This is a genomic window from Xenorhabdus eapokensis, from assembly GCF_001908105.1.
In genome coordinates this window covers 83,862-109,960 of sequence record NZ_MKGQ01000002.1, presented here as the reverse complement: position 1 = coordinate 109,960, position 26,099 = coordinate 83,862, and the positions used below count along the sequence as shown (strand labels likewise).

Here is a 26,099-nt window from a genome sequence, read left to right as displayed (position 1 = left end):
AGCCCCAAGAGGCTGGCCTGCATATATTTTTACATCAACGTCGTACTACTTCAGACTGACGGAGTTAACACCCTCCGCCGATAGTGATGCTATACATCCAGCAACAAACGTGTTGGATCTTCCAGCATTTCTTTGATGGTCACCAGGAAGCCGACTGACTCACGACCGTCAATCAGACGGTGGTCATAGGACAGTGCCAGGTACATCATCGGGAGGATCTCAACCTGACCATTTACCGCCATTGGGCGATCTTTAATGGCATGCATACCAAGGATCGCGCTTTGTGGTGGGTTAATGATCGGGGTGGACATCAGGGAACCGAAAACACCGCCGTTAGTAATGGTGAAGTTACCACCGGTGAGTTCTTCAACAGTCAATTTACCGTCGCGGCCTTTGATAGCCAGCTCTTTGATGCTTTTCTCAATATCAGCCATACTCAATGCATCAGCATCACGCAATACCGGTGTAACCAGACCACGTGGTGTAGATACAGCAATACTGATATCAAAATAGTTGTGGTAAACCACATCTGTACCATCAATGGAAGCGTTCACTTCTGGATAGCGTTTTAACGCTTCAACAACCGCTTTCACATAGAAAGACATGAAGCCCAGACGCACACCATGACGTTTCTCAAACGCATCGCCATACTGCTTGCGCAATTCCTGAATTGGCTTCATGTTGACTTCATTGAAAGTTGTCAGCATTGCCGTATTGTTCTTCGCTTCAAGCAAACGTTCTGCAACACGCTTGCGCAGACGCGTCATTGGGACACGTTTTTCACTGCGATGTGGTAATAAGGATGGCTGTTCAGCAGAGGCAGCAGGCTTATTATTCTCTTTTTTATTTGCAGCGATATATTTTTCGATGTCTTCACGGATAATACGGCCACCAACACCACTGCCTTTAATTGCAGCAGGATCTAAATCATGCTCTGCAATCAGACGACGAACAGCAGGGCTTAGTGCATCGTTGTTTTCTTCTTCCAAAGACGCGGTCTGACGCTGTGCTGGTGTGGCCTCTGTTTTTGCTTTTACTTCGGCAGGTATACCCGTGCTGTCACCCAAACGGATACGACCTAACAGTTGTTTGGACAGTACGGTGGCACCCTCTTCTTCCAAAATAGATTCCAACACACCGGCTTCACTTGCTGGTACTTCCAAAACAACTTTATCCGTTTCAATTTCAACCAGTACTTCATCACGCTCTATGGTGTCACCTGGTTTTTTATGCCATGTTGCCACAGTGGCATCTGCAACAGATTCAGGAAGGTCTGGAACCAGAATTTCTACGCTACTCATTTTCTATCCTTAATTTATTCAACGTTCAGTGCGTCATTAACCAGTGCTTGCTGTTGCTGCTGGTGAACAGACGTATATCCCACCGCTGGGGAAGCAGATGCCGGACGACCTGCATAACGTAAAGAAGCCCCAAATGGGATTGCTTCACGGAAATTATGTTGACTGCAATACCAAGCCCCTTGGTTCAGTGGCTCTTCCTGGCACCAGACAAAGTCATGGACATGAGCATACTGCTCAAACTGAGCTTGCAGGTGCTGACGTGGGAATGGATACAACTGTTCAATACGCACAATAGCAACATCGGTCTGTTCATTCTTACGACGCTGCTCCAGCAGATCGTAATAAACTTTACCGGAACAAAGCACTACGCGCTTAACACCTTTTGGATCCAAGGTGTCAATTTCACCAATCACTGGCTCAAATTTGCCATTCGCCAATTCATCCAGAGTAGACACCGCCAGTGGATGACGCAGTAGCGATTTAGGTGACATAACGATGAGCGGACGACGCATACCACGCAGAGCCTGACGACGCAGCATGTGATAAACCTGGGCTGGTGACGATGGTACGCAAACCTGCATGTTTTGTTCAGCACACAGTTGCAGATAACGCTCCAGACGTGCCGACGAGTGCTCTGGTCCCTGCCCTTCATAGCCATGTGGCAGCAGCATAACCAAGCCACACATACGACCCCATTTCTGTTCACCAGAACTGATAAATTGGTCAATCACCACCTGAGCTACGTTGGCAAAGTCACCAAATTGAGCTTCCCAAATTGTCAGGGTACGAGGTTCAGTTGTTGCATAACCGTACTCAAATGCCAGTACAGCTTCTTCTGAAAGGACAGAATCCCATACGTTAAATACACCCTGTCCATTGTGGATATTTGCCAAGGGCACATAAACAGAAGCATTGTTTTGGTTATGGACAACAGCATGACGGTGGAAGAAAGTACCACGTCCTGCATCTTCACCAGAGATACGGACAGGAATACCTTCATCAACCAAGGTCGCGTAAGCCAGTGTTTCCGCAGCACCCCAGTCAAACAATTTATTGCCATTAGCCATTTCTGCACGGTCGCCATAGATTTTCGCAACACGTGAGTGCATGACTACTTCGGCAGGAACGGTGCTGATGCTTTTGCCAAGATCTTGCAGACGTTTCATATCCATCTTATGTGGATACTCTTCATCCCATTCGTGGTTCAGATAGGGTTCCCATGTGAATGAATGCAGCCCCATTGGACGCCATTCATCGACTACACACTCACCATGATCCAGTGCATCACGGTACAGATTCACCATCTCAGTAACGTCGTTGGCTTCCAGCAAGCCTTCTGCTACCAGCTTATCTGCATAGATTTTACGGGCAGTTGGCTGTTTTTTGATTTGCTGGTACATCAATGGCTGAGTTGCACTCGGCTCATCAGCTTCGTTATGACCGTGGCGACGGTAACAAACCAGATCGATCATCACGTCACGTTTGAAGGTGTTACGGAAGTCAAGCGCCAGACGTGTGACGAATGCAACAGCTTCCGGATCATCTGCATTAACGTGGAAAATCGGCGCCTGAACCATTTTCACAATATCAGTACAGTATTGTGTTGAACGCGCATCTTTCGGGTTAGAAGTGGTGAAACCAATCTGGTTATTTACGACGATACGAACAGTACCACCCACTTCATACCCGCGAGCCTGAGACATATTCAGTGTTTCCTGAACAATCCCCTGTCCTGTAACTGCGGCATCGCCGTGGATGGTGACCGGCAGAACCATGTTACTGCGACCTTCATCAAGACGATCACGGCGGGCACGTACAGAGCCGATAACAACAGGGCTGACAATCTCAAGGTGAGAGGGGTTAAAGGCCAGAGCCAAATGCACCAAACCACCTTCGGTTGCAAAATCAGAAGAAAAACCTTGATGATATTTTACGTCACCTGTGCCCAGATGCTCTTTATGTTTACCCGCAAATTCGTCAAACAGATCAATCGGTTTTTTACCCAAAAGATTGACCAGAACGTTGAGACGACCACGATGAGCCATTCCCAATACCACTTCGCGGGTACTTTGTTTACCTGCGTGACGGATCAACTCTTTTAACATAGGGATAAGTGCGTCGCCACCTTCCAGGGAAAAACGTTTCGCCCCTGGGAACTTGGCACCTAAATAACGTTCCAGACCTTCCGCTGATGTTAATTCTTTCAGGAAACGACGCTTTTCTTCTGCACTAAACTGTGAACTTACTGCCACTGACTCTAAACGTTGCTGGAGCCAACGTTTTTCTTCCGTGTTGGTGATGTGCATATATTCCGCGCCAATTGAACCACAATAAATGCGTTTCAGCGCGTCATACAGATCAGCCAATTTCATTGTCTCTTTACCAATGGCAAAAGAGCCTACATTAAACGTTTCTTCAAAATCCGCTTTTGTTAAATTATGGAAAGCAGGATCAAGATCAGATACAGGTTCCTGTTTCCATAATCCCAATGGATCAAGGTTTGCATGTTGGTGTCCGCGGAAGCGGAATGCATTGATGAGCTGCAAAACTTTGACTTGTTTTGCATCCATTGCTGGATCGCTGACTGAAGTGTGGTAACGCGTGGCATCCTTTGCCAGACGACGGAAATAATCGCGTGTCTGTGAGTGAAGTTGTTCGCCGCTAAGTCCTGCATCTGGTAATTGTTGGAAAATTTCTCTCCAACTTGCATCAACAGAATTAGGATCGGTTATATAGTCTTCATAGATTTGCTCTATGTAAGACTGGTTTGCACCAGCCAGAAAGCTTGAGTCCAGCCAGTCCTTCATTGCGCCGTTCTGCATTGTGATCCCTTAAGCTTTAAAAGCTTTAGTTTTCGCCGTGGTTAACAAATACCGCTTAATTAGCGGTGTTGATAAAAGGTTCATTTGGACGTGCTTAATGCATGTTCTTCTATGGGTTTTCCTACCCTTCAAGGAACCTTTAAAAATTGAATATCAATTTTTAAAGGTTCCTTTATTTAGCAACATACTTCGTCTTTAGCAGCAGGCAATTTATCATTTTCCATTCTTTATGCCCTCCACTGATTTGATATTTATTTCAAAATTGTGGAGGGCAACATTATATGCACTATTTACACACTATTTATGTGTTATTTATACACAACTTTTTATTTCGCTATGCACTGTGTTTCAGCAACATAGATTTAATATGACCAATCGCTTTTGTCGGATTTAATCCTTTAGGACATACATTGACGCAATTCATAATTCCGTGGCAACGGAAAACACTGAATGCATCATTGAGATTATCCAATCGTGAACTTGTCTCAGTGTCACGGCTGTCAATCAGAAAACGATATGCCGCTAAAAGACCGGCTGGACCGATAAATTTATCTGGATTCCACCAGAATGATGGGCAAGATGTTGAACAACAAGCACATAAGATACACTCATACAAACCATCCAGCTTTTCACGCTGTACTGGTGATTGCAGGTGCTCACGTGCAGGTGGATTTTTACCATCATTAATCAGATAAGGGCGGATTTTTTCATATTGCGTGTAGAACTGCCCCATATCAACAACCAAATCACGAACCACAGGCAGACCAGGCAATGGGCGAATAACAATTTTCTTATTGCCACGACGCAACGCTGAAATGGGTGTAATACATGCCAACCCGTTTTTACCGTTCATATTCACGCCATCAGAACCACAAACACCCTCACGGCAAGAGCGGCGGAATGATAAGGTTGGATCTTGCTCTTTTAGCTGGATGAGCGCATCCAGCAACATCATGTCGCGCCCTTCCTGTGCTTCCAGTATGTAGTCCTGCATACGAGGAACATCATCGACATCTGGATTATAACGATAAATTGAAAATTCAAGTTTCATAATCTATTTCTCCGCAACTGGAACATCAGCAACGCAATTAGTAAGAACGCACTTTTGGCGGGAAAGCTTCACGCAGCGTTGGCTGCATATTCACTTCACGACGAGCCATGCTCTCAGTTTGCGGTAAATACAGGCTATGGCACAGCCAGTTAGCATCATCACGCTCTGGATAATCAAAGCGGCTATGGGCACCACGGCTTTCTGTACGGAAGTTCGCAGCAACCGCAGTGGAATAAGCGGTTTCCATCAGGTTATCCAATTCCAAACATTCAATGCGTTGGGTATTGAATTCTGATGAAGTGTCATCCAGACGAGCATTTTTCAGGCGTTCACGGATCACTTTCAGTTCTTCCAGCCCTCTTGCCATCGCATCACCTTCACGGAATACCGAAAAATTATGCTGCATGCAAGCTTGCAATGCTTTGCGGATTTCCACTGGATCTTCACCTGAGCGGGTATCATTCCAGCGGTTAAGACGTTGCAGTGCCGCATCGACATCAGATTCGCTGGCATCACGACTAGTGCCTTGTTCCATCAGACACTCTTTCAAATGCAAGCCCGCGGAACGACCAAATACCACCAGGTCAAGCAGTGAGTTACCACCCAAACGGTTTGCGCCGTGAACAGATACGCAAGCGATCTCACCGACAGCAAACAAACCAGGGATCACCACATCTTCGCCTTTTTCATTTACTGTCAACGCCTGACCCGTGATTTTAGTTGGGATACCGCCCATCATATAGTGACAAGTTGGAATAACAGGGATCGGCTCTTTTACCGGATCGACGTGAGCGAAAGTACGGGATAATTCAAGGATACCTGGCAGGCGAGATTCCAAGACTTCTTTACCCAGATGATCCAGTTTCAGTTTCACGTGCGGACCCCATGGACCTTCACAACCACGGCCTTCACGGATTTCGATCATCATAGAACGGGCGACCACATCACGGCCAGCAAGGTCTTTAGCATTTGGTGCATAGCGCTCCATAAAGCGTTCACCGTCTTTATTCAGCAGGTAACCCCCTTCACCACGGCAACCTTCTGTAACCAGAACCCCTGCGCCAGCAATGCCAGTTGGGTGGAATTGCCACATTTCCATATCCTGAACAGGAACTCCTGCACGCAATGCCATTCCCACGCCATCACCGGTATTAATATGTGCATTGGTTGTGGATTGGAAAATACGGCCAGCACCACCCGTTGCCAGAATAGTCGCTTTGGCTTTGAAATAGACCACTTCACCGGTTTCAATACAAATCGCGGTACAACCGACAATGGCACCATCTTGATTCTTAACCAGATCCAACGAATACCATTCGGAGAAAATAGTCGTGTGGTTTTTTAAATTCTGCTGATACAGAGTATGCAATAAAGCGTGACCAGTTCGGTCAGCAGCGGCAGCAGTACGAGCAGCCTGTTCACCACCAAAATTCCTGGATTGCCCACCAAATGGCCGTTGGTAAATACGGCCATTATCCAGACGAGAGAATGGCAATCCCATGTGCTCCAGTTCTAAAATTGCTTCTGGGCCAGTTTTACACATATATTCGATAGCATCCTGATCACCAATATAATCGGAGCCTTTCACCGTATCATACATGTGCCATTCCCAATTATCTTCATGGGAATTGCCCAAAGCGACAGTGATCCCGCCCTGTGCTGATACAGTGTGGGAACGAGTTGGAAACACCTTGGAAATCAAAGCACAGGATAAACCCATTTGTGAAATTTGCAGTGCTGCACGCATACCTGCGCCACCAGCACCAATAACAACAGCGTCAAACTCTCTTACTGGTAGTTTCATTTATGCACCCCACACAACCATTGTTCCGTAAATCAAATAAGTTAACAGCGCTACAATAATCACCAGTTGCAAAACCAGACGCAGTGCGAGCGGCTTGACATAATCTGTCAGTACCTGCCACATGCCAATCCATGCATGGATTAGAATGGAAAACAGTGTCAACACGGTGAATACTTTAGTGAGGGATGAAGAAAAGAAACCACGCCAAACTTCATAGGTAATGTCCGACGTTGTTGCGACAAAACCAACGAGATAAAGAACGTACAAAACAATAATAATTGCGGATGCGCGCAGTAGCAGCCAATCCTGAATACCCGTACGACCCAAAGCGGATGCGTTGCTTACCATAATAATACCCCAGCCAGAATGGACAGAATAACCGCGATTGCTATTGCTACTTTGGCAGATGCACTACCGGTAGCGAGATTTTCTTCCAGAAAACCAAAATCCATCAATACATGGCGAATACCTCCACAGATGTGGTAAGCCAACGCCGTCAATATCCCCCACAGGATAAATTTGGCGAAGAAGCCAGTCATGATTTCAGATGCTTGCAGGAAGCCCTCTTGCGAAGACAATGACATCCCCAATAACCACAGTAGAATTCCAACTGCGATAAAGGTGATGACGCCTGAGATACGGTGCAAGATCGAAGCTATCGCGGAGACGGGTTGGTTAATCGTCCGCAGATCAAGGTTGACAGGTCTTTGTTTTTTCACAATTTTGCCCACAAAGCTTTTTTTATTTTCCATCCTCCGGTCCTGGGCGGGAATCAGACAGCGCTAAAGAGGATACAAAGACACAACATATAACTTAAACAATCCTTACTGTTCATCAAAAGTTGTGATTTGGTTACGCTGGGTGCTCCTACATCAGGATAATCCGGAGACCTCACAGAAGTATAAGTACTTCACATTGTTATTACAATTCCCACACAATATGATTATTAACATTTAGCTTGAACAGTGAGAAAGATCACGCTTCAAACATTATTCATGAAACCCACAATCTTGTTTGACAAAGATTAAACATTTATCTTACATATATATCGCTATATATTATTTTCCATCATTTTATGATGAAAAATTAATCTTAACGAAAGATAAAAGTTATGCAAAAGTATTACATAAGCACAAAATGGTAACATTTTATGTCAATAATACTTTAAACATAACTTCCAGAAACTTTTTAACAACCTGAAAACCATTGTCATCCGTAATGAGATTTCAGCGTTAAATGTGATACCAGCCTGATTTTAAATTCTCTCCGGTAGCACAATGCCTTTGGCACAGTATAAATTGCGCCTATCTGGTTGTTAGGGGTTATAAAAATAAGCGCTAAGGAGATATAAATGGCTGATAAAAAGGCTACGTTGAACATAAATGGTTCAGCTGCTATCGAACTAGACGTACTAACGCCGACCCTAGGTCCTGAAGTGATTGACGTTCGTACCCTCGGCTCAAAAGGCTTCTATACTTATGATCCAGGTTTTACTTCCACTGCCTCCTGTGAGTCGAAAATCACCTATATTGATGGCAATGAAGGCATTTTGCTACACCGTGGTTTTCCCATCGATCAGCTTGCAACGGAATCGACCTATCTGGAAGTCTGTTACATTCTGCTATATGGCGAGCCCCCCACTCCCGAAGAATATAAAAAATTTAAAACTACGGTGACTCGCCATACTATGATCCACGAACAGATCACCCGTCTGTTCCACGGCTTCCGCCGTGATTCCCATCCAATGGCTGTACTTTGTGGTGTTACAGGCGCACTGGCTGCCTTCTATCATGACGCCCTGGATGTCCATAATCCTCGTCACCGTGAAATCACTGCTTACCGCCTGCTGTCCAAAATGCCAACAGTTGCGGCAATGTGTTACAAATATTCCATTGGTCAACCTTTCGTTTATCCACGCAACGATCTGTCTTATGCGGCTAACTTCCTGCACATGATGTTCTCAACACCGTGTGAGGAATATAAGGTTAATCCAGTATTAGAACGCGCTATGGATCGTATTTTCATTCTGCATGCAGATCATGAGCAAAATGCGTCAACTTCAACGGTGCGCACTGCGGGCTCTTCTGGTGCCAACCCATTTGCTTGTATTGCTGCGGGTATTGCATCTCTCTGGGGACCAGCACATGGTGGAGCAAATGAAGCCTGCTTGCGGATGCTGGAGGAGATCCAAACTGTCGAACACATCCCTGAATTCATCGCGCGCGCCAAAGACAAAAATGACTCTTTCCGCCTGATGGGCTTTGGTCACCGTGTTTACAAAAACTATGACCCTCGCGCGACAGTGATGCGTGAAACCTGCCATGAAGTGCTAAATGAGCTCGGTTTGAATGACAGTCTGCTGGAAGTAGCAATGGAATTAGAACGCATTGCCTTGCATGACCCATACTTCATTGAGAAAAAACTGTATCCAAACGTCGACTTCTATTCAGGCATTATCCTGAAAGCCATGGGTATTCCGTCAACCATGTTCACCGTGATTTTCGCCATTGCCCGTACTATTGGCTGGATTGCACATTGGAATGAAATGCACGATGAAGGTTTGAAGATCGCACGTCCACGCCAGCTTTATACTGGTCACACGAAACGCGATTTCAAGAGCCCGTTGAAAAAGTAATTTGATCAATAATACTATTCATATTTTGGTTATATCTTGATCATATTCTGGCACATTTTGAATAGTGTATTTCTGCACCTCTCATACCCGTTTTTATTCTGATATTAGAGGTGCAGTTTTATTTTATCTCTCTGATCCCGCCATATATTCCCTTGGCGGTCTCCCCATGATTTTGCGAAAAAAGGTCACAAATGCACTATCGTTGACAAAACCAAGTTCCTGTGCAACGTAGGATAACGTTTTATTCTGCGCCAACAATTCTATTGCCTTTACCAATCGCCATTGCTGCCGCCACTGTTGATAATTCATTCCTGTTTCACGCTGAAATATTCGGGTAATGGTTTTCTCACTGGCACCAATATCAGTAGCCAGTATGTGCAATGGTGACGGCAGATGATCAAATGACAAATGAGTTAATCGTCGATCAGACGGCAACGACAATAAGGTTGGTTCCCTACGCGCCTCGCGAATTTCATCAAAAAATAGTGCTAACAAATTTGCTCCTTTTCCCTGATGCCAATCAGAGTCAAAAGAAGATATCGCGATACGCTCCAAAAGAGCCTGTAATAATGGTGTGGCTGCCAATACTTCACTTTGCATCGAAAATAATGCCATTTCAGGTGATTTCAGGTAATTAGAATTTAAATAGTTAGAATTTAAATAAATAGAACGGTAGCCTACAGAGCCACGCATTTCTGCCCGATGCCGTGTCTTAGGAGGGATCCATGCCACTCTGGTTGGGGGCAAAACGGAGATCTGGTTTGCCAATGTGATCTTGATACAGCCCCGCTGGGTAAACAGCAATTGCCCCATATCATGTTGATGAAAGCCAGAATCGTGTTGCCCCATTTCTGCTGCAATCCCTATCACAGGTATATTCAAGCTATCAGGATCAAAATAATCACTTTGTTGCAACCATGTCATATTCATTCCTACTGATTTAATGTCCGATAAGGTAAATAAATAGTCTTTATTTTCATAAAAAGACAATAGCCATAATGCTAACCTTTCAAGCCATTACCTACTTATCAGCAAAAGAAAAAAATCATGCAAACTAAACCATCACTTTGGCTTGCTATCGCCTTGATGATGTTCCCGCAGATCGTAGAAACTATCTATAGCCCTGCATTAATCAATATCGCCGTTGGGTTTTCCGTCACCCCAGAGCGAGCAGCCCAAACATTATCACTCTACTTTTTTGCTTTTTCCTTTGGAGTTGTCGTATGGGGGCGTATGTGTGATGTCATTGGCAGGCGCCCAACGATTATTGCTGGCCTATCACTCTATGGCCTCGCTTCTCTGCTGGCATTATTGACACAACAATTTTGGTTATTACTCGTTGCCAGAATGCTATCTGCTTTCGGAGCCGCAGTTGGCTCTATCGGCACACAAACCATGATGCGTGATGCTTATCGTGGGGAAGAGTTAGCACATGTCTTCTCTATCATGGGAATTGCCTTAGCAAGCAGCCCTGCCATTGGTATGCTCAGTGGTTCAACATTGAACTATTTTGCTGGCTATAAGGCAGTCTTTACCGGGTTAATTATTTTGGCGGTTATCCTGACCTGTTGGTCTATTGCCCGATTACCAGAAACTCGCCCAACCAACGTAACAAAAGTGGCTTTATTAAGCACAGGAATTATGATGCTTAAAGATATTTCAATTTGGCGAAATGCGTTTTTGATCGCATTTTTCAATATTTGTTTGTTCAGCTATTACCAATTAGCGCCATTTCGTTTCCAACAATTTGGATTATCCCAGACAGTATTTGGTTATACTGGCCTGTTATTAACTTTTGGCGTTGTATTAGGCTCACTATTAAACAAATATCTATTAAAACAACAATGGATATCAACCCAATTAGTTGTCCTTACTTCATTAATGAGTTTATTCAGTGGGATCGGCGTATACTTGCTCGAAAATAGCTGGCTCTTTATTTTTCCCATGTCAGGAATAGTCATCGCTTATGGACTGGCGATACCGAATATTTTAGCTTCTGCATTAACCCACTATTCAGATAGGCTAGGCACAGCCGGTGCTTTACTTGGGTTATTTTACTATTTGCTGCTGGGAGTTGGTTTGGCACTGGCGGGCTGGAGTCAGGCATTAGGCAGCGTATTAATATGTTGTGGGATCGCAATCACTGTTTTATCTCTCTTGCAAGCTAAAAAGCCCCAAATCCCAAAATGGAAATAAAATCCAGGGGCTATGTAAATTAATTAAAAATCAAGCCGGATTGGGAATATCGATAAAAGTCACATCCAATCTATAATTATTTGCCAGCCATTCACCGAGCGCTTTGATACCATAGCGCTCTGTCGCATGGTGTCCTGCTGCAAAAAAATGGAGTCCCATTTCGCGGGCAACATGGATAGTTTTTTCCGATACTTCTCCCGTCACAAAGGCATCAACACCAAACTCAGCCGCCTGTTCAATAAAACTTTGGCCGCCGCCTGTACACCATGCCAGTGTGCGTATCTCTTCTGGTGCATTATCACCGCAATGCAGTATCTTTCTTTCCAGGCTTTTTTCAAGACGTTCAGTCAATTCTGCTGGTGTAATAGGCTGATCAAAAGCACCATGAGGAAGAAGAGTATCAATTTCGCCGATAACCTTCACCCCCATCTGGCGTGCCAATTGGGTATTGTTACCCAAAGCAGGATGAGCATCTAATGGAAGATGATAACCATACAGGTTGATATCATTGCAAAGTAGTGTTTGCAAACGGCGACGTTTCATGCCACGAATAACAGGAGATTCATTCTTCCAAAAATATCCATGATGAACAATGACAGCATCTGCCTCAAGGCGAACAGCTTCATCCAACAGTGCCTGACAAGCTGTCACACCTGTAATCACTCTCTGGACATGGGAGCGACCTTCCACCTGTAATCCATTGGGAGCGTAATCTTGGAATTCACGGATCTTCAATTCCGTATTAAGCACATACTCCAATTCAACATTGTTCATCACATCCCCCTTGTCACTTAGCATTTTTTTCATCATAAAATACATACCTGCCATGAATTAACTAAATCCAATATAAAACAAAAACACCTTGCCAGCATAAACCGGCAAGGTGCCAAAATATAGCGTTCAATATGTTAATTCAAAATGCCCTGTCAGGCTTAATCATGATGCTATTTTAGTGATTCCGAGTCTCTAAAGTCACTTCTGAACGTTCCAGCCATACTGGCTTATCGCTGGTTTTTAGCCATACTTTATGCAGATAACTATAAAAGCGGGCACGATCACGACGAAATAGCATAACAGGAAGCGCAATGACACCCAGTGATATAGCGCCAATACGCCGCAAAATAATCTGATGCCAAGAGTATGCACGATATATAGACATTGATGCCCCCCACGGGCTTAACCTGTAATATGCACAAAATTTTATCCGATAAAATGAAAACTTACTACTCATCCGACCACTTTTTAGTGGAATAAATCGCTTTTTTTCCATGGTTGCGTAATTCAATTACAAAATTATTCTTAAACAGAAACAAAACAAACAAATCGAAAACAAAAAATTAACTCGACATAGTTTGCTACACTTGCTTTATGATGCTTTGTCGATGAATTCCGCAAATTATTGGTACTTTTTTACGCTTTCGAAAATCCTTTTAATAACTTCTTTGTCTGGTATTTCTATGCTGTAACTGACTATTTCTTAAAGAAATAAGCAAGGAGATACATCACCATGAATACCTTCCTGATCCTTGGCATTTTTCTGGTGACGCTATTACTGGGTTATCTCATTTATGCGTTATTGAATGCGGAGGATTTTTAAATGGCAATAGCCGCTTTTTTCCTGATTGCCAGTTTCCTGCTCATGCTGTTTCTATTGGGTAAACCTCTTGGTATCCTGATTGCCAGGCTCGTCGAAGGCGAACTACCTCGCTGGCTGACTAAAACAGAAGCCATCTTATGGCGCTGTTGTGGCCTGAATAAACCGGGCAGTGATGTCAAAGAAATGAACTGGTGGCAGTATGCTCTCGCTATCATCATATTCAACATAGCCGGACTATTACTACTGTTTATTCTGCTGATAAGCCAAGGCCATCTGCCCCTGAATCCACAACATCTTGTTGGCATGAAATGGGATCTGGCTCTTAATACCGCGATCAGCTTTATCACTAATACCAATTGGCAAGCTTATAGCGGGGAAAATACCCTCAGTTACCTGAGCCAAATGGCCGGATTGACTGTTCAGAATTTTCTGTCTGCGGCAACGGGAATTGCTGTGGCTTTTGCCTTAATGCGGGCGTTTTCCCGTCAAGGCACTAAAACAGTGGGAAATGCGTGGATCGACATCACACGTATTACTGTATATCTTTTGTTGCCGCTTGCAATCATTGTAGCCTTATTCTTTGTCAGTCAAGGCGTTATCCAAAACTTTTCTCCCTATGTCCTCATTCACTCGCTTGAGGGACAACAACAATTGTTGCCTATGGGGCCAGTCGCTTCCCAAGAAGCGATAAAACTTTTGGGCACTAATGGTGGAGGATTTTTTGGCGCAAACTCAGCCCATCCATTTGAAAACCCAACTTCACTGAGTAACTTTGTCCAGATCCTGGCTATTTTCTTGATCCCTTGCGCATTATATTTCGCATTCGGTCTGGTTGTTGGCGACAATCGACAGGGATACGCCTTACTCTGGGCAATCAGCATTATTTTCATTATTGCCGCCAGCGTTGTCATGTATGCCGAAACCGCAGGTAATTCCCATCTCATCCATCCTAATATTGGTAACCACTTTAATATGGAAGGTAAGGAAGCCCGCTTTGGTATCCTTGCTTCTTCTCTCTATAGCGTTGTGACGACAGCCGCTTCTTGTGGTGCCGTAAATGCGATGCATGACTCCTTTACTGCACTGGGTGGCATGATACCGCTCTGGTTGATGCAGATTGGTGAAATTATATTCGGTGGGGCAGGTTCCGGCTTTTATGGCATATTACTGTTCGTTCTGCTTGCCGTATTTATTGCCGGCTTGATGATTGGCCGTGCACCAGAATACTTAGGCAAAAAAATCGATGTTTATGACATGAAAATGGTCGCATTGGCGATTTTAATCACGCCTTCGCTTGTTTTATTAGGCACTGCTCTGGCAATTTCAATCGACGTAGGCCGCAGCGCTATTGCAAATCCTGGCGCTCATGGCTTCACCGAAGTGCTTTATGCTTTCTCATCTGCTGCCAACAACAACGGCAGTGCCTTTGCCGGACTCAATGCCAATAATGTCTTTTACAACCTATTGTTGGGCGTCATCATGTTTCTTGGACGCTTTGGTCTCATTCTGCCTGTTTTGGCAATCGCAGGTTCTATGGTTAACAAAAAACGCCAGCCGATTAGCAACGGCACTTTACCAACTCACGGCTCACTCTTCATTGGGTTATTAATTCTGGTCATCTTACTCATTGGTGCCCTTACGTTTATTCCTTCGCTGGCGCTGGGTCCCATCGCAGAACAGCTACAACTTTGGCCGTGAGAATGTGAGGTGACGAATGAAGAACAAACAACACGTATTATTTGAACCGACTCTAATCCGCCATGCACTTATCGGTGCGTTAAAAAAATGCCATCCGGCTCAACAATGGCGCAATCCGGTCATGTTCGTTGTTTATGTAGTAAGCTGCCTGACCACTGCCTTATGGATCGGCATATTAGTGGGGCAATTAACGGGCAGTGCACTCTTTACCGGTGCTATTGCTCTCTGGCTATGGTTCACCGTACTGTTTGCCAACTTTGCAGAAGCGCTGGCCGAAGGACGTAGCAAAGCTCAAGCATCCAGCCTGAAAGGGGTCAAAAGAACTAATTGGGCGACCAAACTGGCATCATCCAGCCGTGAGGCTGCAAAAGAAAAAGTCACTTCTGACACTTTACGCAAAGGCGATATTGTACTGGTAGAAGCAGGAGAAATTATCCCTTGTGATGGCGAAGTCCTTGAAGGAGGGGCTTCCGTTGATGAAAGCGCGATTACAGGAGAATCTGCCCCCGTTATCCGTGAATCCGGCGGTGATTTTTCTTCTGTCACTGGCGGTACGCGAGTTTTATCAGACTGGTTAATCGTCGAATGTACAGTCAATCCGGGAGAAACGTTTTTAGACAGAATGATCTCAATGGTTGAAGGAGCTAAACGACGTAAAACACCCAATGAAATAGCCCTCACCATTTTACTTACTGCACTGACCATTATTTTCCTGCTGGTCTGTATAAGCCTGCTGCCTTTTTCCTTATTCAGCGTCCAAGCCAACCAATCTGGCGCGCCGATCACACTTACCGTATTAATTGCCTTACTGGTTTGCCTGATCCCCACCACGATTGGCGGATTACTGTCAGCCATTGGGGTTGCAGGTATGAGCCGTATGCTGGAAGCCAATGTCATTGCCACCAGCGGACGAGCCATTGAAGCCGCCGGGGATGTAGATGTTTTACTACTTGATAAAACGGGCACTATCACGCTAGGCAATCGTCAGGCATCCCAATTTTTACCTGCATCGGGTGTAACAGAACAGCAGTTGGCTGATGCCGCTCAACTCTCTTCCCTTGCAGATGAAACACCGGAAGGCCGCAGTATCGTGATCTTAGCGAAACAACGTTTCAATATGCGTGAACGTGATCTTCGGGCATTAAACGCGACATTTGTCCCCTTCTCTGCAATGACGCGCATGAGTGGCGTCAATATTGGTAACCGTATGATCCGCAAAGGGGCGGTCGATGCTATTCGCCGCCATATTGAAGCTAATCATAGCCATTTCCCGGATGTGATTGATAAATTGGTACAACAAGTTGCGCATAAGGGAGGAACTCCCTTGGTTGTGGCTGAGAATCAGCAAGTCTTAGGTGTGGTTGCCTTAAAAGATATTGTGAAAGGTGGCATTAAAGAACGCTTCAGTGAAATGCGCAAAATGGGGATCAAGACTGTCATGATCACGGGTGACAATCATCTCACTGCCGCGGCAATTGCCGCCGAAGCTGGTGTTGATGACTTTCTGGCAGAAGCCACTCCCGAAGCGAAACTCGCCCTTATCCGCCAATATCAATCCGAAGGGCGTCTGGTTGCCATGACGGGTGATGGTACAAACGATGCACCTGCGCTGGCACAAGCAGATGTTGCTGTTGCCATGAATTCAGGTACACAAGCAGCGAAAGAAGCCGGCAATATGGTTGACCTGGATTCCAATCCCACCAAGCTAATCGAGGTTGTACATATCGGCAAACAGATGCTAATGACGCGCGGGGCTTTGACCACATTCAGTATTGCCAATGATATTGCTAAATATTTTGCCATCATTCCCGCTGCTTTTTCGGTCACATATCCACAACTTAATGTGTTGAACATTATGCATCTGCATTCGCCAGAATCTGCGGTACTGTCTGCGGTTATCTTCAATGCGATAATTATCATCTTTTTACTGCCATTAGCCCTAAAAGGTGTCAGTTATCGCCCAATGAATGCATTGTCACTCTTGCGCCGGAATCTATGGGTATATGGCCTTGGTGGCCTGCTGGTGCCTTTTGTGGGTATCAAGCTGATTGACCTATTGCTCACTGCCTTAATGTTTAACTAACGATCTTTTAACTACCGCGTATTTAAAAATCGGGCTTCAAATAAGGTGATGAAAAATGATCTGGTTACGTTCTTCCATTGTTCTGCTGGTATTTCTTAGCCTCATCACGGGGATTGCCTATCCATTACTGGTGACGGGAATAGCCGAATTTTTATTTCCCCATCAAGCCAAAGGATCGCTAATCGAGCAGAATGGCAAATGGGTTGGCTCTGAATTAATTGGCCAACATTTTACCGAAGCTATCTATTTTCATGGGCGACCTTCTATGACGGCCGAAAAACCGTATAACACCCTGTCATCTGGAGGCAGTAATCTCGCTATGACCAACCCTATACTGAACAGTAAAATACACCAAAACATCATCCGAGAACGTTTATTTAATCATCCCGGAAATTATCCGATCCCTGTTGATTTAATCATGGCATCAGGTAGCGGACTCGATCCCCATATATCTCCTGAAGCGGCTGAATTTCAGGCACAACGCGTGGCGATAGCCCGTCATATACCACTTGCAGTCATCCATCAGCTCATTCAGCAACACATTCAATATCCCCTGCTGGAATATATGGGGCAGCCCATAGTCAATGTACTGAAACTGAATCTGGCGTTGGATAACCTGAACCAAAAGGCAGATTAAGACATGGAACAAAATGAACCACAGCGCCCTGATCCTGATGAATTACTGACACTGGCAAACGAAAAACCACGTGGCAAACTCAAAATATTTTTTGGTGCTTGTGCGGGTGTTGGCAAAACTTATGCCATGTTGCAAGAAGCTCAACGGCTGCTGGCACAAGGGTTAGATATCATTGTCGGCGTGGTTGAAACTCATGATCGACAAGAAACCGCAGCCCTACTGAAAGGTTTACCCCAATTACCAGCAAAATATTTCCGCCATAATGAACGCAGGATAGCGGCATTTGATATTGATGCAGCCCTTGCCCGCCATCCGGCCATTATTCTGATGGATGAACTGGCATTCAGTAACCCTAAAGGTTGTCGCCACCCGAAGCGCTGGCAAGATGTTGAAGAATTACTGGAAGCTGGCATTGATGTACTGACGACCATCAATGTGCAACATTTGGAAAGTTTGAATGATGTTGTCGGCGGTATTACCGGTATTCGCGTTCGGGAAACCGTTCCTGACCATATCTTTGATCAGGCCGATGATGTGGTGCTGGTCGATCTTCCGCCTGATGATCTGCGTCAGCGGCTCAACGATGGTAAGGTTTATATTTCAGGTCAGGCAGAGCGTGCTATTGAACATTTTTTTCGCAAAGGGAACCTGATTGCCCTGCGTGAATTGGCTCTGCGTCGTACGGCAGATCGCGTAGATGACCAAATGCGCGCTTTTCGTGATACGAGAGGAAAAGAGCCCGTATGGCATACGCAAGAGAATTTACTGTTGTGTATTGGCTACAACGCCGGCAATGAAAAACTGATTCGGAAAGCCGCTCGCCTGGCAGCAAAGCTCAACTGTACCTGGCATGCCGTTTACGTTGAAACGCCCAAACTACATCGACTGCCAGAAGGCAAACGACGTACCATTTTGCAAGCCTTAAAGCTGGCACAAGATCTGGGCGCTGAAACCGCAACACTTTCCGATTCTGATGAAAAAAAAGCCATCCTGCGCTACGCCAGAGAGCATAATCTGGGTAAGATCCTGATTGGTCGCTATTACAATTCACAGGTAAATTTTTTCGACTTTAAATGGTATCGTGACTTTTCAGAGCGGCTGGGAAAACTCGGCCCTGATTTGGATTTGATTATTGTCGCGTTGGAAGACAAAAAACACGGAGACAAAGAGCCAAAAGATAACCGAACATTCAATGATAAATGGCGAGTCCCGATCCAGGGTTTTTTGATGGCGATTGTACTTTGTGCCCTGATTACCCTCTTTTCCCGAACCTTCTTGCTGACCCTGGATAAAGCCAATCTGGTGGCACTCTACCTGCTCGGTGTTGTCATTATCGCTCTGTTTTATGGTCGCTGGCCATCTGTCTTTGCTGCTTTTGTCAATGTCATCAGTTTTGATCTTTTCTTTGTCCAACCACGTTGGTCATTGGAAGTCAAAAACATACAATATCTGCTCACACTGGCTGTAATGCTGATTGTCGGGGCAGTTGTTGGAAATCTCACTTCTGGTATACGCTATCAAGCCAGAGTCGCCCGTTATCGCGAACAACGAACACGGCATCTATACGAAATAACTCGTACATTGAGCAAAGCTCTGAACGAAGAAGACGTAGCCCGTATCAGCTATCACTTTCTATCCAACAGCTTTCAGGCAAAAACAGGGCTGCTGCTGCCCGATAGCAACCAACATTTATATCAAGTGAAAGCCAATAATGGTGGTCAGATGCAGATCGACGAAGCGATCGCCAAATGGTGTTTTGAGAAAAAACAACCTGCTGGCGCGGGTACTGATACATTACCGGCAGTTCCTTATCAATTACTGCCTATCGCTACGCCCTCGCAGGTCTTTGCCGTTCTCGCTATTGAATCCCCTAACCAACGTCAACTACTGGTGCCGGAGCAGCAAAGGTTATTACAAATCTTCACGGGACTCATTGCCAATGCACTGGAACGCTTGCACCTTACCCGCAGTGCAGAATCTGCCAAGTTAGAAACTGAGCGGGAGCAATTACGTAATTCATTACTGGCAGCACTCTCTCACGACTTACTTACCCCGTTGACCGTACTATTTGGGCAGGCTGAAATACTGATGTTGGATTTATCCACCGAAAACTCTCCCCGTATCCAACAAGTTAATCAAATCCGCCAGCAAATTCTCAGCCTTTCTCGACTAGTTAATAACCTGCTTGATATGGCACGACTACAATCAGGAGGCATTCAGCTTAATCTTGCATGGCATCCACTGGAAGACATTGTCGGCAATGCTTTGCGCTCTCTGGAACATACCCTCAATCACTATATTGTAGAACTTTCTTTACCTGACAATTTATTATTGCACTGTGATGCCACCTTGTTGGAACGTGTTTTTATCAACCTGCTGGAAAATGCCATTAAATACACCAATGAACAAACACCCTTAGGCATACGAGCCACAATAGAAAAAAAATATGAAAAAAAACAGTTGCATATTGAAGTTTGGAATACAGTCACAGAAATTCCACAAGGACAAGAAAAACTTATCTTTGATCAGTTTTCACGCACCAGCAAAGAATCGGCTATACCTGGTGTCGGATTAGGTTTGGCAATCTGCCGCTCCATTATTGAAATCCACGGTGGAAAAATATGGGCGGCGAACAATAGAAAAGGCGGTGCTAGTTTTCATTTTCGTCTGCCGTTGGAAGAGCCACCAAAAATTGAAAATAATCTCAAGGAGATGTAAATAAAAATGAGCCCGCCCCCAAACTCAATATATTCAAACAATGCGCCTGTCAAACAATATGCCTGATTTCATTATTTCCTGCGAACAGGCAAACCGGTTCCACGAATTCCTTCTTGTGGCAGAACTAACACGGCTGCCGACCATGCGGGCATAATTACCTCACCATTTTTTGTTATCTGTATTCCCGCAGCCAAAGACGCTTCACCTAATTCACGTTGAATATCATTTAATTTCAGCCCCTCGACATTAAGATCGTTGACAATCACAGACCAAGGTGCAGCATTAATGACGACGACCAAACCATCAAACCGCCAATCACGATCATCCGACGTCATATTGCCATCATCAATCGTCATGACCAGTAAACCAAGTTGCTGATGAGAACCAACATTAACGAAATCAACACGTTGCCTGACAGCAGCACCATCGCCAAGTGTCATCAGTGGTGAAAATTGACGTAAACGCAATAGCTCCTGATAAAACGCCATCATCTGTAATAATTCATTTTGGTCTGGTTTTTCCACCTGATTTTTCACCCGACTAATCAGTGGATAATTTTTGCCGTCATTACCCCGTTCAGGTAATCCCACGTCATAATTATTGTCTTTATAGTCATAGCTAACACGATTAAACCAATCGCCAGCCTCATAAGAATCACGGGTAAATGATTTTGAACGCAATAGCTCTGACCCTTGTTGATCAAAAGCCAGACCTTGTCCAAGGAATACCGTCGCAAGAGAGAGTGCCTGCATACGAACCCTCGTCATCAAATCCGCTTCTTGGGCAGCTTTATAGCTAATAATGTCCCACAATGTTTGATTGTCATGCTTAGATACATAATTCAGTACTTCAGTGGGATCGAGTGCATAACCCGCAGCAGTGCCCTTATAATTAATTTCCTTGCCTGCTTTTACCTCGCCATCTTTATCGATCATGACGAAATCCGCCAAATTACCCGCCATGCCAAGACGAACCAGATCCCATAAATGACGAACTTGATCTGCCTCTAAGTTAGAAATTTCGTTCGGTAATATTTCGGCACCATTACCAACGCCCTGATGACTGCGAATACTATCGGCAACATCAAAAGGCCCGCCACCACGTACCGCATCTCGCAACCGATCAGAGAAGGTTCCAATGCCACTCCCTTTAAGATTAACTTGTGAGGCAGTTTCAAATCGATCATCCTGCCCAGAATTCCAGCCCTCGCCGAAAAAGTAGATCGATGGGTTAATCGCCCGTACTTTTTCTAGTGCCGATATAATTTGCGTTTTGGGGTGATAGCCCATTAAGTCGAACCGGAATGCATCTATTTTATAATCTTTAACCCAGGTCACCAGTGAGTCTTCAATCAGTTTGGCAAACATGCGGCGTTCAGGCGCAGTGTCAGCACAACAGGTATTACTTTCAACATTACCTGTTATCTCATCTAAGCGGTGGTAATACCAAGGCACGATCTTATCCAACACTGACGTCCGGGACGTAAAACCTGCTGCATCGGTATGGTTGTAGACAACATCCATAATCACATTCATGCCCAGTTGCTGCTTGATAGTCTGGATCATAGAGCGAAACTCTTTTATACGACCGGAACCTTCTGGATCAGTGGCATAAGAGCCTTCCGGCACTGAATAGTGAAACGGATCGTAGCCCCAGTTATAGGAATCCGTCTTTGCCACCATCGTATTTAATTCTTGTACCTGTGGATTGTTGATATTGTCATCACGCCGCAATTGCTGCAAAACCTCCCGTATAGTCAATGAACTATGGCAATAACTGGCAAAACGGCTATTTTTCACCATTGGATTGACCTGACATAGACGTTTAAAAGGGTGATCAAGATCAGCCACCTGATGGCTAAATTCATTAATGGAAGCGATATCAAACACAGGCAATAACTCCATATGCGTCATTCCCGCCTGACTTAACGCTTTAAGATGCTTGAACATATCGCTGTTCTTGTCAGTCAGTGCCAGATATTTACCACGCCAGTCTGCTGGTATCGTGCTGTCGGCAACAGAAAGATCGCGAATATGCGCTTCATAGATAGCCATGCGGGCAATATCCGTTGCTGTATCTTGTGCGTGCGGCGTCAACAGGTTATCCCAGTTTTGCGGTTTTAAAGATGCATCATCCAAATTAACAATCTGGCTATATTCTGAATTAGTAGACAGGCTATAAGAATAGGGATCGGTAACTTCATAACGTTCCACATTACGGGAAGATGGATGATAAACGTTTAAGGCATAACGATAGTAAGCACCAATCAATTTCTCATCGCCTTGCCATGACCAGGAGCCACTTGCAGCATCGCGTTCCATTGTATAATTGGCGATAACCTGCTTATCCTGATTATAAATAACCAGGCCAACTTCTTGGGCAATTGGTGCCCATAAACGGAAAATCACTCCCTTATCGTTTATCCGTGCCCCATATTCCAGCTTATCAGCAGCATCAGCAAAACGATCATCCAATACACCCGCCGTTTGTATCTGAGTTGCTGATATTAGCAAACCTTGCTCATTAGCCGCCAATACGACCAAATCTCCGGTCAGAAGGAGATCGATATCTGTTCCTTCTGGTAGACGGAATGCTGCCCATTTTGCCAGATGAGGAAATCGGCTTGCTGTCTCTTGATGTAAGTTCGTTGGTGTTAGCGTCAGATAGTTATCGGTAAAATAACCTTGGTTATTAGGCTCTACCTTATTGTTGAGATTGTAATATAAGCGAACAATAGGCTGGCCTGCTCCACCTGACCATAATAATGTTTGTCGATCAACCCAATGTGCGGAAGCTTGAGAAATGTCTGACTCAGAATGACAACGATAGATTTGTTCACTACCCGATATTTGTTTCAAACTAGGTGCCATCAGTTCCTCCTGGGAGTTGAGCGAATGATTTTTATTTTGTATACAGTTATCTTGTACGCAACTTGTCAGTGATAAAATGAATAAGCTGCCGAATACAATAAGATAAACCTTTCTCCAAAAGTCAGATTTCATAGTCAAACCTTTTTAATAGAAAGATCACATCAATTATTTTATTTTTAATAAAATGAAAATAATGATTAAACATTGTATTAGATAAGTTCACCTCCTCCTTTATTAATAAATATCAGGAGGAGAATAAAGGCTGAGTTACCTTTTGTGATGCTCATCATAAAAGGCGTTTTGTAAGAAAATTGGATCTGATTTTTTGCATGAATTAATTTAAACTCTCTGGACAACCTTTAATTAATGGTACTTTCATATAATTAACGTTCACATAATCAAAAATTGCAGAAATTCAAAAATTAAAGCACATAAAATTTTTCTGCATTTTAGTGGAGTTCTATATATTCAGATCAACAAAATTAGCCTATTATTCACTCCTCTGAGACAACACGTTAATATCAAACACAGGATTAATTGAATATGAGTACATGGCTGATTTATGCCTTACTCTCCGCGCTAACGGCAGCGCTGGTTGCTATCTTTGGAAAGATTGGGTTACAAAATTTGGATGCCAATACAGCAACCGCTATTCGTGCTGTCATTATGGCACTGTTTCTGGTAGGCGTTGTCGTTGTGCAGGGCAAATTGAATCTTATCAGTGAAATTCTTGCCAATCGTAAAGCGCTACTGTTTATCCTATTAAGTGGTATTGCCGGAGCTCTCTCTTGGCTCTTCTATTTTTTGGCGATCAAACATGGTCACGTTTCTCAGGTTGCTCCTATCGATAAATTGAGCGTGGTATTTGCGGTCGTTCTGGCGGTAATTCTATTTGGCGAGAAAATATCTCTGGTGACTTCCGCCGGCGTCGGATTGATTGCCATAGGCGCTTTGATGGTTGCTTTGGGATAAAAACACCAGCCGTAGCAGTTGCTACGGCTGGTGTTTTTCCGGCCAAAAATAGAAAACAATCAACCCGCAGCAAATACCTGATTGACGATTTCCTGTGCCTCTTGTTCAATTTTTTCACGATGCTCCGCACCAAGGAAGCTTTCGCAATAGATTTTATAGGCCTCTTCCGTACCAGAAGGACGGGCGGCAAACCAACCATTGTCACTCATCACTTTCAAGCCACCAATGGAAGCGCCATTACCCGATGCAGTGGTCAAACGGGCAGTAATCGGGTCACCTGCCAATATATCGGCCTTAACCATTTCCGGTGACAATTTGGACAGCAGTGCTTTTTGCTGATGAGTCGCTGGAGCCTGAATACGGCTATAGCTTGGTGTGCCAAATCTGGCCGCCAGTTTGTCGTAGCGTTGCTGTGGATTCTCACCCGTCATTGCGGTCATTTCAGCCGCCAACAAGCAGAGGATAATGCCATCTTTATCGGTTGACCACGGAGTGCCATCAAAACGCAGGAAAGATGCGCCGGCACTTTCTTCTCCCCCAAAGCCCAGCTTGCCTTTATGCAACCCGTCCACAAACCATTTAAAACCGACGGGAACTTCGATTAATTCACGTCCCAGATCGGCGACAACACGATCAATCATGGCGCTGGAAACCAATGTCTTACCCACTGCGATATTTTTCGGCCATTGTGGACGATGACGAAATAGATAATCGACAGCCGTTGCTAAGTAATGGTTAGGATTCATCAAACCTGCCGGCGTAATAATCCCATGACGGTCATAATCAGGATCATTGGCGAAGGCTAAATCAAATTTACCACGCAGCTCCAGTAACCCCGCCATCGCCCAACGGGATGAACAATCCATACGGATCACGCCATCATGATCCAAAGTCATAAAACGGAATGTCTGATCGACCTTATCATTAACCAATGTCAGATCGAGATTGTAATATTCCCCAATCCGTTGCCAGTAGGCAATCCCTGAGCCGCCCAGTGGATCAATACCAATCTTTAAGCCTGCCTGTTGGATCGCTGCCATATCCACCACGTCACCCAGTGCAGTCACATAAGGATCGATCAAATCTTGGGCATGCAGATATTCACTTTTTAATGCCTGTTCATAAGGCAGACGTTTGATCCCATTGAAACCAATGGCCAATAATGCATTTGCACGTTGTTCAATGATTGCCGTCAAATCGGTATCGGCTGGCCCGCCGTTAGGCGGATTATATTTAATACCACCATCTTCTGGCGGGTTATGGGATGGTGTAATCACAATACCATCAGCCAAACTTTTTCCCTGACGGTTATGGCATAAGATAGCGTGGGAAATGGCCGGAGTCGGTGTAAACCCATTATTTTCCTGCACAATTACATCTACACCATTCGCCGTTAATACTTCCAATACGGAGATAAATGCCGCTTCTGAAAGTGCATGGGTATCTTTACCCACATAACATGGTCCAGTAATCCCATGTTGCGAACGCACTTCCACAATCGCCTGCGAAATAGCCAGAATATGCGCTTCGTTAAAACTATTGCGTCCAGCACTGCCGCGATGGCCGGAAGTCCCAAATTTGACCTTATGTGCTGGATTTTCAGGATGTGGTTGTAAGGTGTAGTACTGTGAAGTGAGCTGAGCAATATTGATTAAATCATGCTGCTGGGCGAGCTGCCCTGCTCTTGGATGAATTGCCACTTTATTATTTCTCCT

19 protein-coding genes are annotated in these 26,099 nt (G+C 44.7%); 8 read left to right on the top strand and 11 right to left on the bottom strand.

Features of this window, described 5'->3' with window-relative positions:
• Positions 1-89: 89 nt before the first annotated feature.
• The 6 genes from odhB to sdhC form a co-directional block, all read right to left on the bottom strand.
• The gene (odhB, locus tag Xedl_RS39975) at positions 90-1,301 is read right to left on the bottom strand and encodes a 2-oxoglutarate dehydrogenase complex dihydrolipoyllysine-residue succinyltransferase (protein ID WP_074022388.1); all 1,212 of its coding nucleotides are present in this window, start codon (positions 1,299-1,301) and stop codon (positions 90-92) included.
• Between the two features lie 14 nt (positions 1,302-1,315).
• Entirely contained in the window at positions 1,316-4,123 is a 2,808-nt protein-coding gene (sucA, locus tag Xedl_RS39970; RefSeq protein WP_074022387.1) for a 2-oxoglutarate dehydrogenase E1 component, read from the bottom strand.
• 334 nt (positions 4,124-4,457) lie between these two features.
• Positions 4,458-5,174 (bottom strand): succinate dehydrogenase iron-sulfur subunit, encoded by a 717-nt coding sequence (locus Xedl_RS39965; protein WP_074022386.1) that lies wholly within the window; start codon positions 5,172-5,174, stop codon positions 4,458-4,460.
• Positions 5,175-5,211: 37 nt separating this feature from the next.
• Positions 5,212-6,978, bottom strand: coding sequence for a succinate dehydrogenase flavoprotein subunit (sdhA, locus tag Xedl_RS39960; RefSeq protein ID WP_074022385.1), 1,767 nt, complete (start codon positions 6,976-6,978; stop codon positions 5,212-5,214).
• Entirely contained in the window at positions 6,979-7,326 is a 348-nt protein-coding gene (gene sdhD, locus Xedl_RS39955) for a succinate dehydrogenase membrane anchor subunit (protein WP_074022384.1), read from the bottom strand.
• Positions 7,320-7,709, bottom strand: a complete 390-nt coding sequence (gene sdhC / locus Xedl_RS39950) for a succinate dehydrogenase cytochrome b556 subunit (RefSeq protein ID WP_074022583.1) — start codon at positions 7,707-7,709, stop codon at positions 7,320-7,322. Before sdhC ends, sdhD begins: the two co-directional genes overlap by 7 nt.
• A 620-nt stretch (positions 7,710-8,329) precedes the next feature.
• Between sdhC and Xedl_RS39945 the strand changes: the two genes are divergently transcribed.
• Positions 8,330-9,613: a citrate synthase gene (locus tag Xedl_RS39945; RefSeq protein ID WP_074022383.1), complete on the top strand. Its 1,284-nt coding sequence runs from the start codon at positions 8,330-8,332 to the stop codon at positions 9,611-9,613.
• A 123-nt stretch (positions 9,614-9,736) separates the two neighbouring features.
• On the opposite strand, the gene Xedl_RS39940 is transcribed toward Xedl_RS39945, so the two are convergent.
• Positions 9,737-10,537 carry an AraC family transcriptional regulator gene (locus Xedl_RS39940; protein WP_074022382.1) on the bottom strand — a complete coding sequence of 267 codons (801 nt, stop codon included), beginning with the start codon at positions 10,535-10,537 and terminating at the stop codon, positions 9,737-9,739.
• A gap of 123 nt (positions 10,538-10,660) precedes the next feature.
• On the opposite strand from Xedl_RS39940, the gene Xedl_RS39935 reads away from it, so the two are divergent.
• Entirely contained in the window at positions 10,661-11,809 is a 1,149-nt protein-coding gene (locus tag Xedl_RS39935) for an MFS transporter (protein ID WP_074022381.1), read from the top strand.
• Positions 11,810-11,839: 30 nt separating this feature from the next.
• Here the strand turns inward: Xedl_RS39935 and Xedl_RS39930 are convergent, their stop codons facing one another.
• Together Xedl_RS39930 and Xedl_RS39925 are read right to left on the bottom strand one after the other, a co-directional pair.
• On the bottom strand, positions 11,840-12,583 hold the full coding sequence (locus Xedl_RS39930; protein WP_074022380.1) for a type 2 GTP cyclohydrolase I: 744 nt from the start codon (positions 12,581-12,583) through the stop codon (positions 11,840-11,842).
• A gap of 175 nt (positions 12,584-12,758) precedes the next feature.
• Positions 12,759-12,968 (bottom strand): YbfA family protein, encoded by a 210-nt coding sequence (locus Xedl_RS39925; protein WP_074022379.1) that lies wholly within the window; start codon positions 12,966-12,968, stop codon positions 12,759-12,761.
• Positions 12,969-13,316: 348 nt separating this feature from the next.
• Between Xedl_RS39925 and kdpF the strand changes: the two genes are divergently transcribed.
• From kdpF to kdpD, 5 genes are read left to right on the top strand one after another with little or no spacing between them, the layout of a single operon-like run.
• Positions 13,317-13,406, top strand: a complete 90-nt coding sequence (gene kdpF, locus Xedl_RS39920; RefSeq protein ID WP_074022378.1) for a K(+)-transporting ATPase subunit F — start codon at positions 13,317-13,319, stop codon at positions 13,404-13,406.
• Positions 13,407-15,104, top strand: coding sequence for a potassium-transporting ATPase subunit KdpA (gene kdpA, locus Xedl_RS39915; RefSeq protein WP_074022377.1), 1,698 nt, complete (start codon positions 13,407-13,409; stop codon positions 15,102-15,104).
• A gap of 16 nt (positions 15,105-15,120) precedes the next feature.
• Positions 15,121-17,187 carry a potassium-transporting ATPase subunit KdpB gene (gene kdpB, locus Xedl_RS39910; RefSeq protein WP_074022376.1) on the top strand — a complete coding sequence of 689 codons (2,067 nt, stop codon included), beginning with the start codon at positions 15,121-15,123 and terminating at the stop codon, positions 17,185-17,187.
• Between the two features lie 55 nt (positions 17,188-17,242).
• Positions 17,243-17,824 carry a potassium-transporting ATPase subunit KdpC gene (gene kdpC / locus Xedl_RS39905; RefSeq protein ID WP_074022375.1) on the top strand — a complete coding sequence of 194 codons (582 nt, stop codon included), beginning with the start codon at positions 17,243-17,245 and terminating at the stop codon, positions 17,822-17,824.
• Between the two features lie 3 nt (positions 17,825-17,827).
• Positions 17,828-20,542, top strand: coding sequence for a two-component system sensor histidine kinase KdpD (gene kdpD / locus Xedl_RS39900; RefSeq protein ID WP_074022374.1), 2,715 nt, complete (start codon positions 17,828-17,830; stop codon positions 20,540-20,542).
• Between the two features lie 71 nt (positions 20,543-20,613).
• On the opposite strand, the gene pulA is transcribed toward kdpD, so the two are convergent.
• Complete coding sequence (pulA, locus tag Xedl_RS39895) at positions 20,614-23,412, bottom strand: pullulanase-type alpha-1,6-glucosidase (RefSeq protein WP_074022373.1); 2,799 nt, start codon at positions 23,410-23,412, stop codon at positions 20,614-20,616.
• Between the two features lie 543 nt (positions 23,413-23,955).
• Here pulA and Xedl_RS39890 point away from each other — a divergent pair.
• Entirely contained in the window at positions 23,956-24,384 is a 429-nt protein-coding gene (locus Xedl_RS39890) for an EamA family transporter (RefSeq protein WP_074022372.1), read from the top strand.
• Positions 24,385-24,443: 59 nt separating this feature from the next.
• Here Xedl_RS39890 and pgm read toward each other — a convergent pair whose 3' ends face one another.
• On the bottom strand, positions 24,444-26,084 hold the full coding sequence (gene pgm, locus Xedl_RS39885) for a phosphoglucomutase (alpha-D-glucose-1,6-bisphosphate-dependent) (RefSeq protein ID WP_074022371.1): 1,641 nt from the start codon (positions 26,082-26,084) through the stop codon (positions 24,444-24,446).
• Positions 26,085-26,099: the final 15 nt, after the last annotated feature.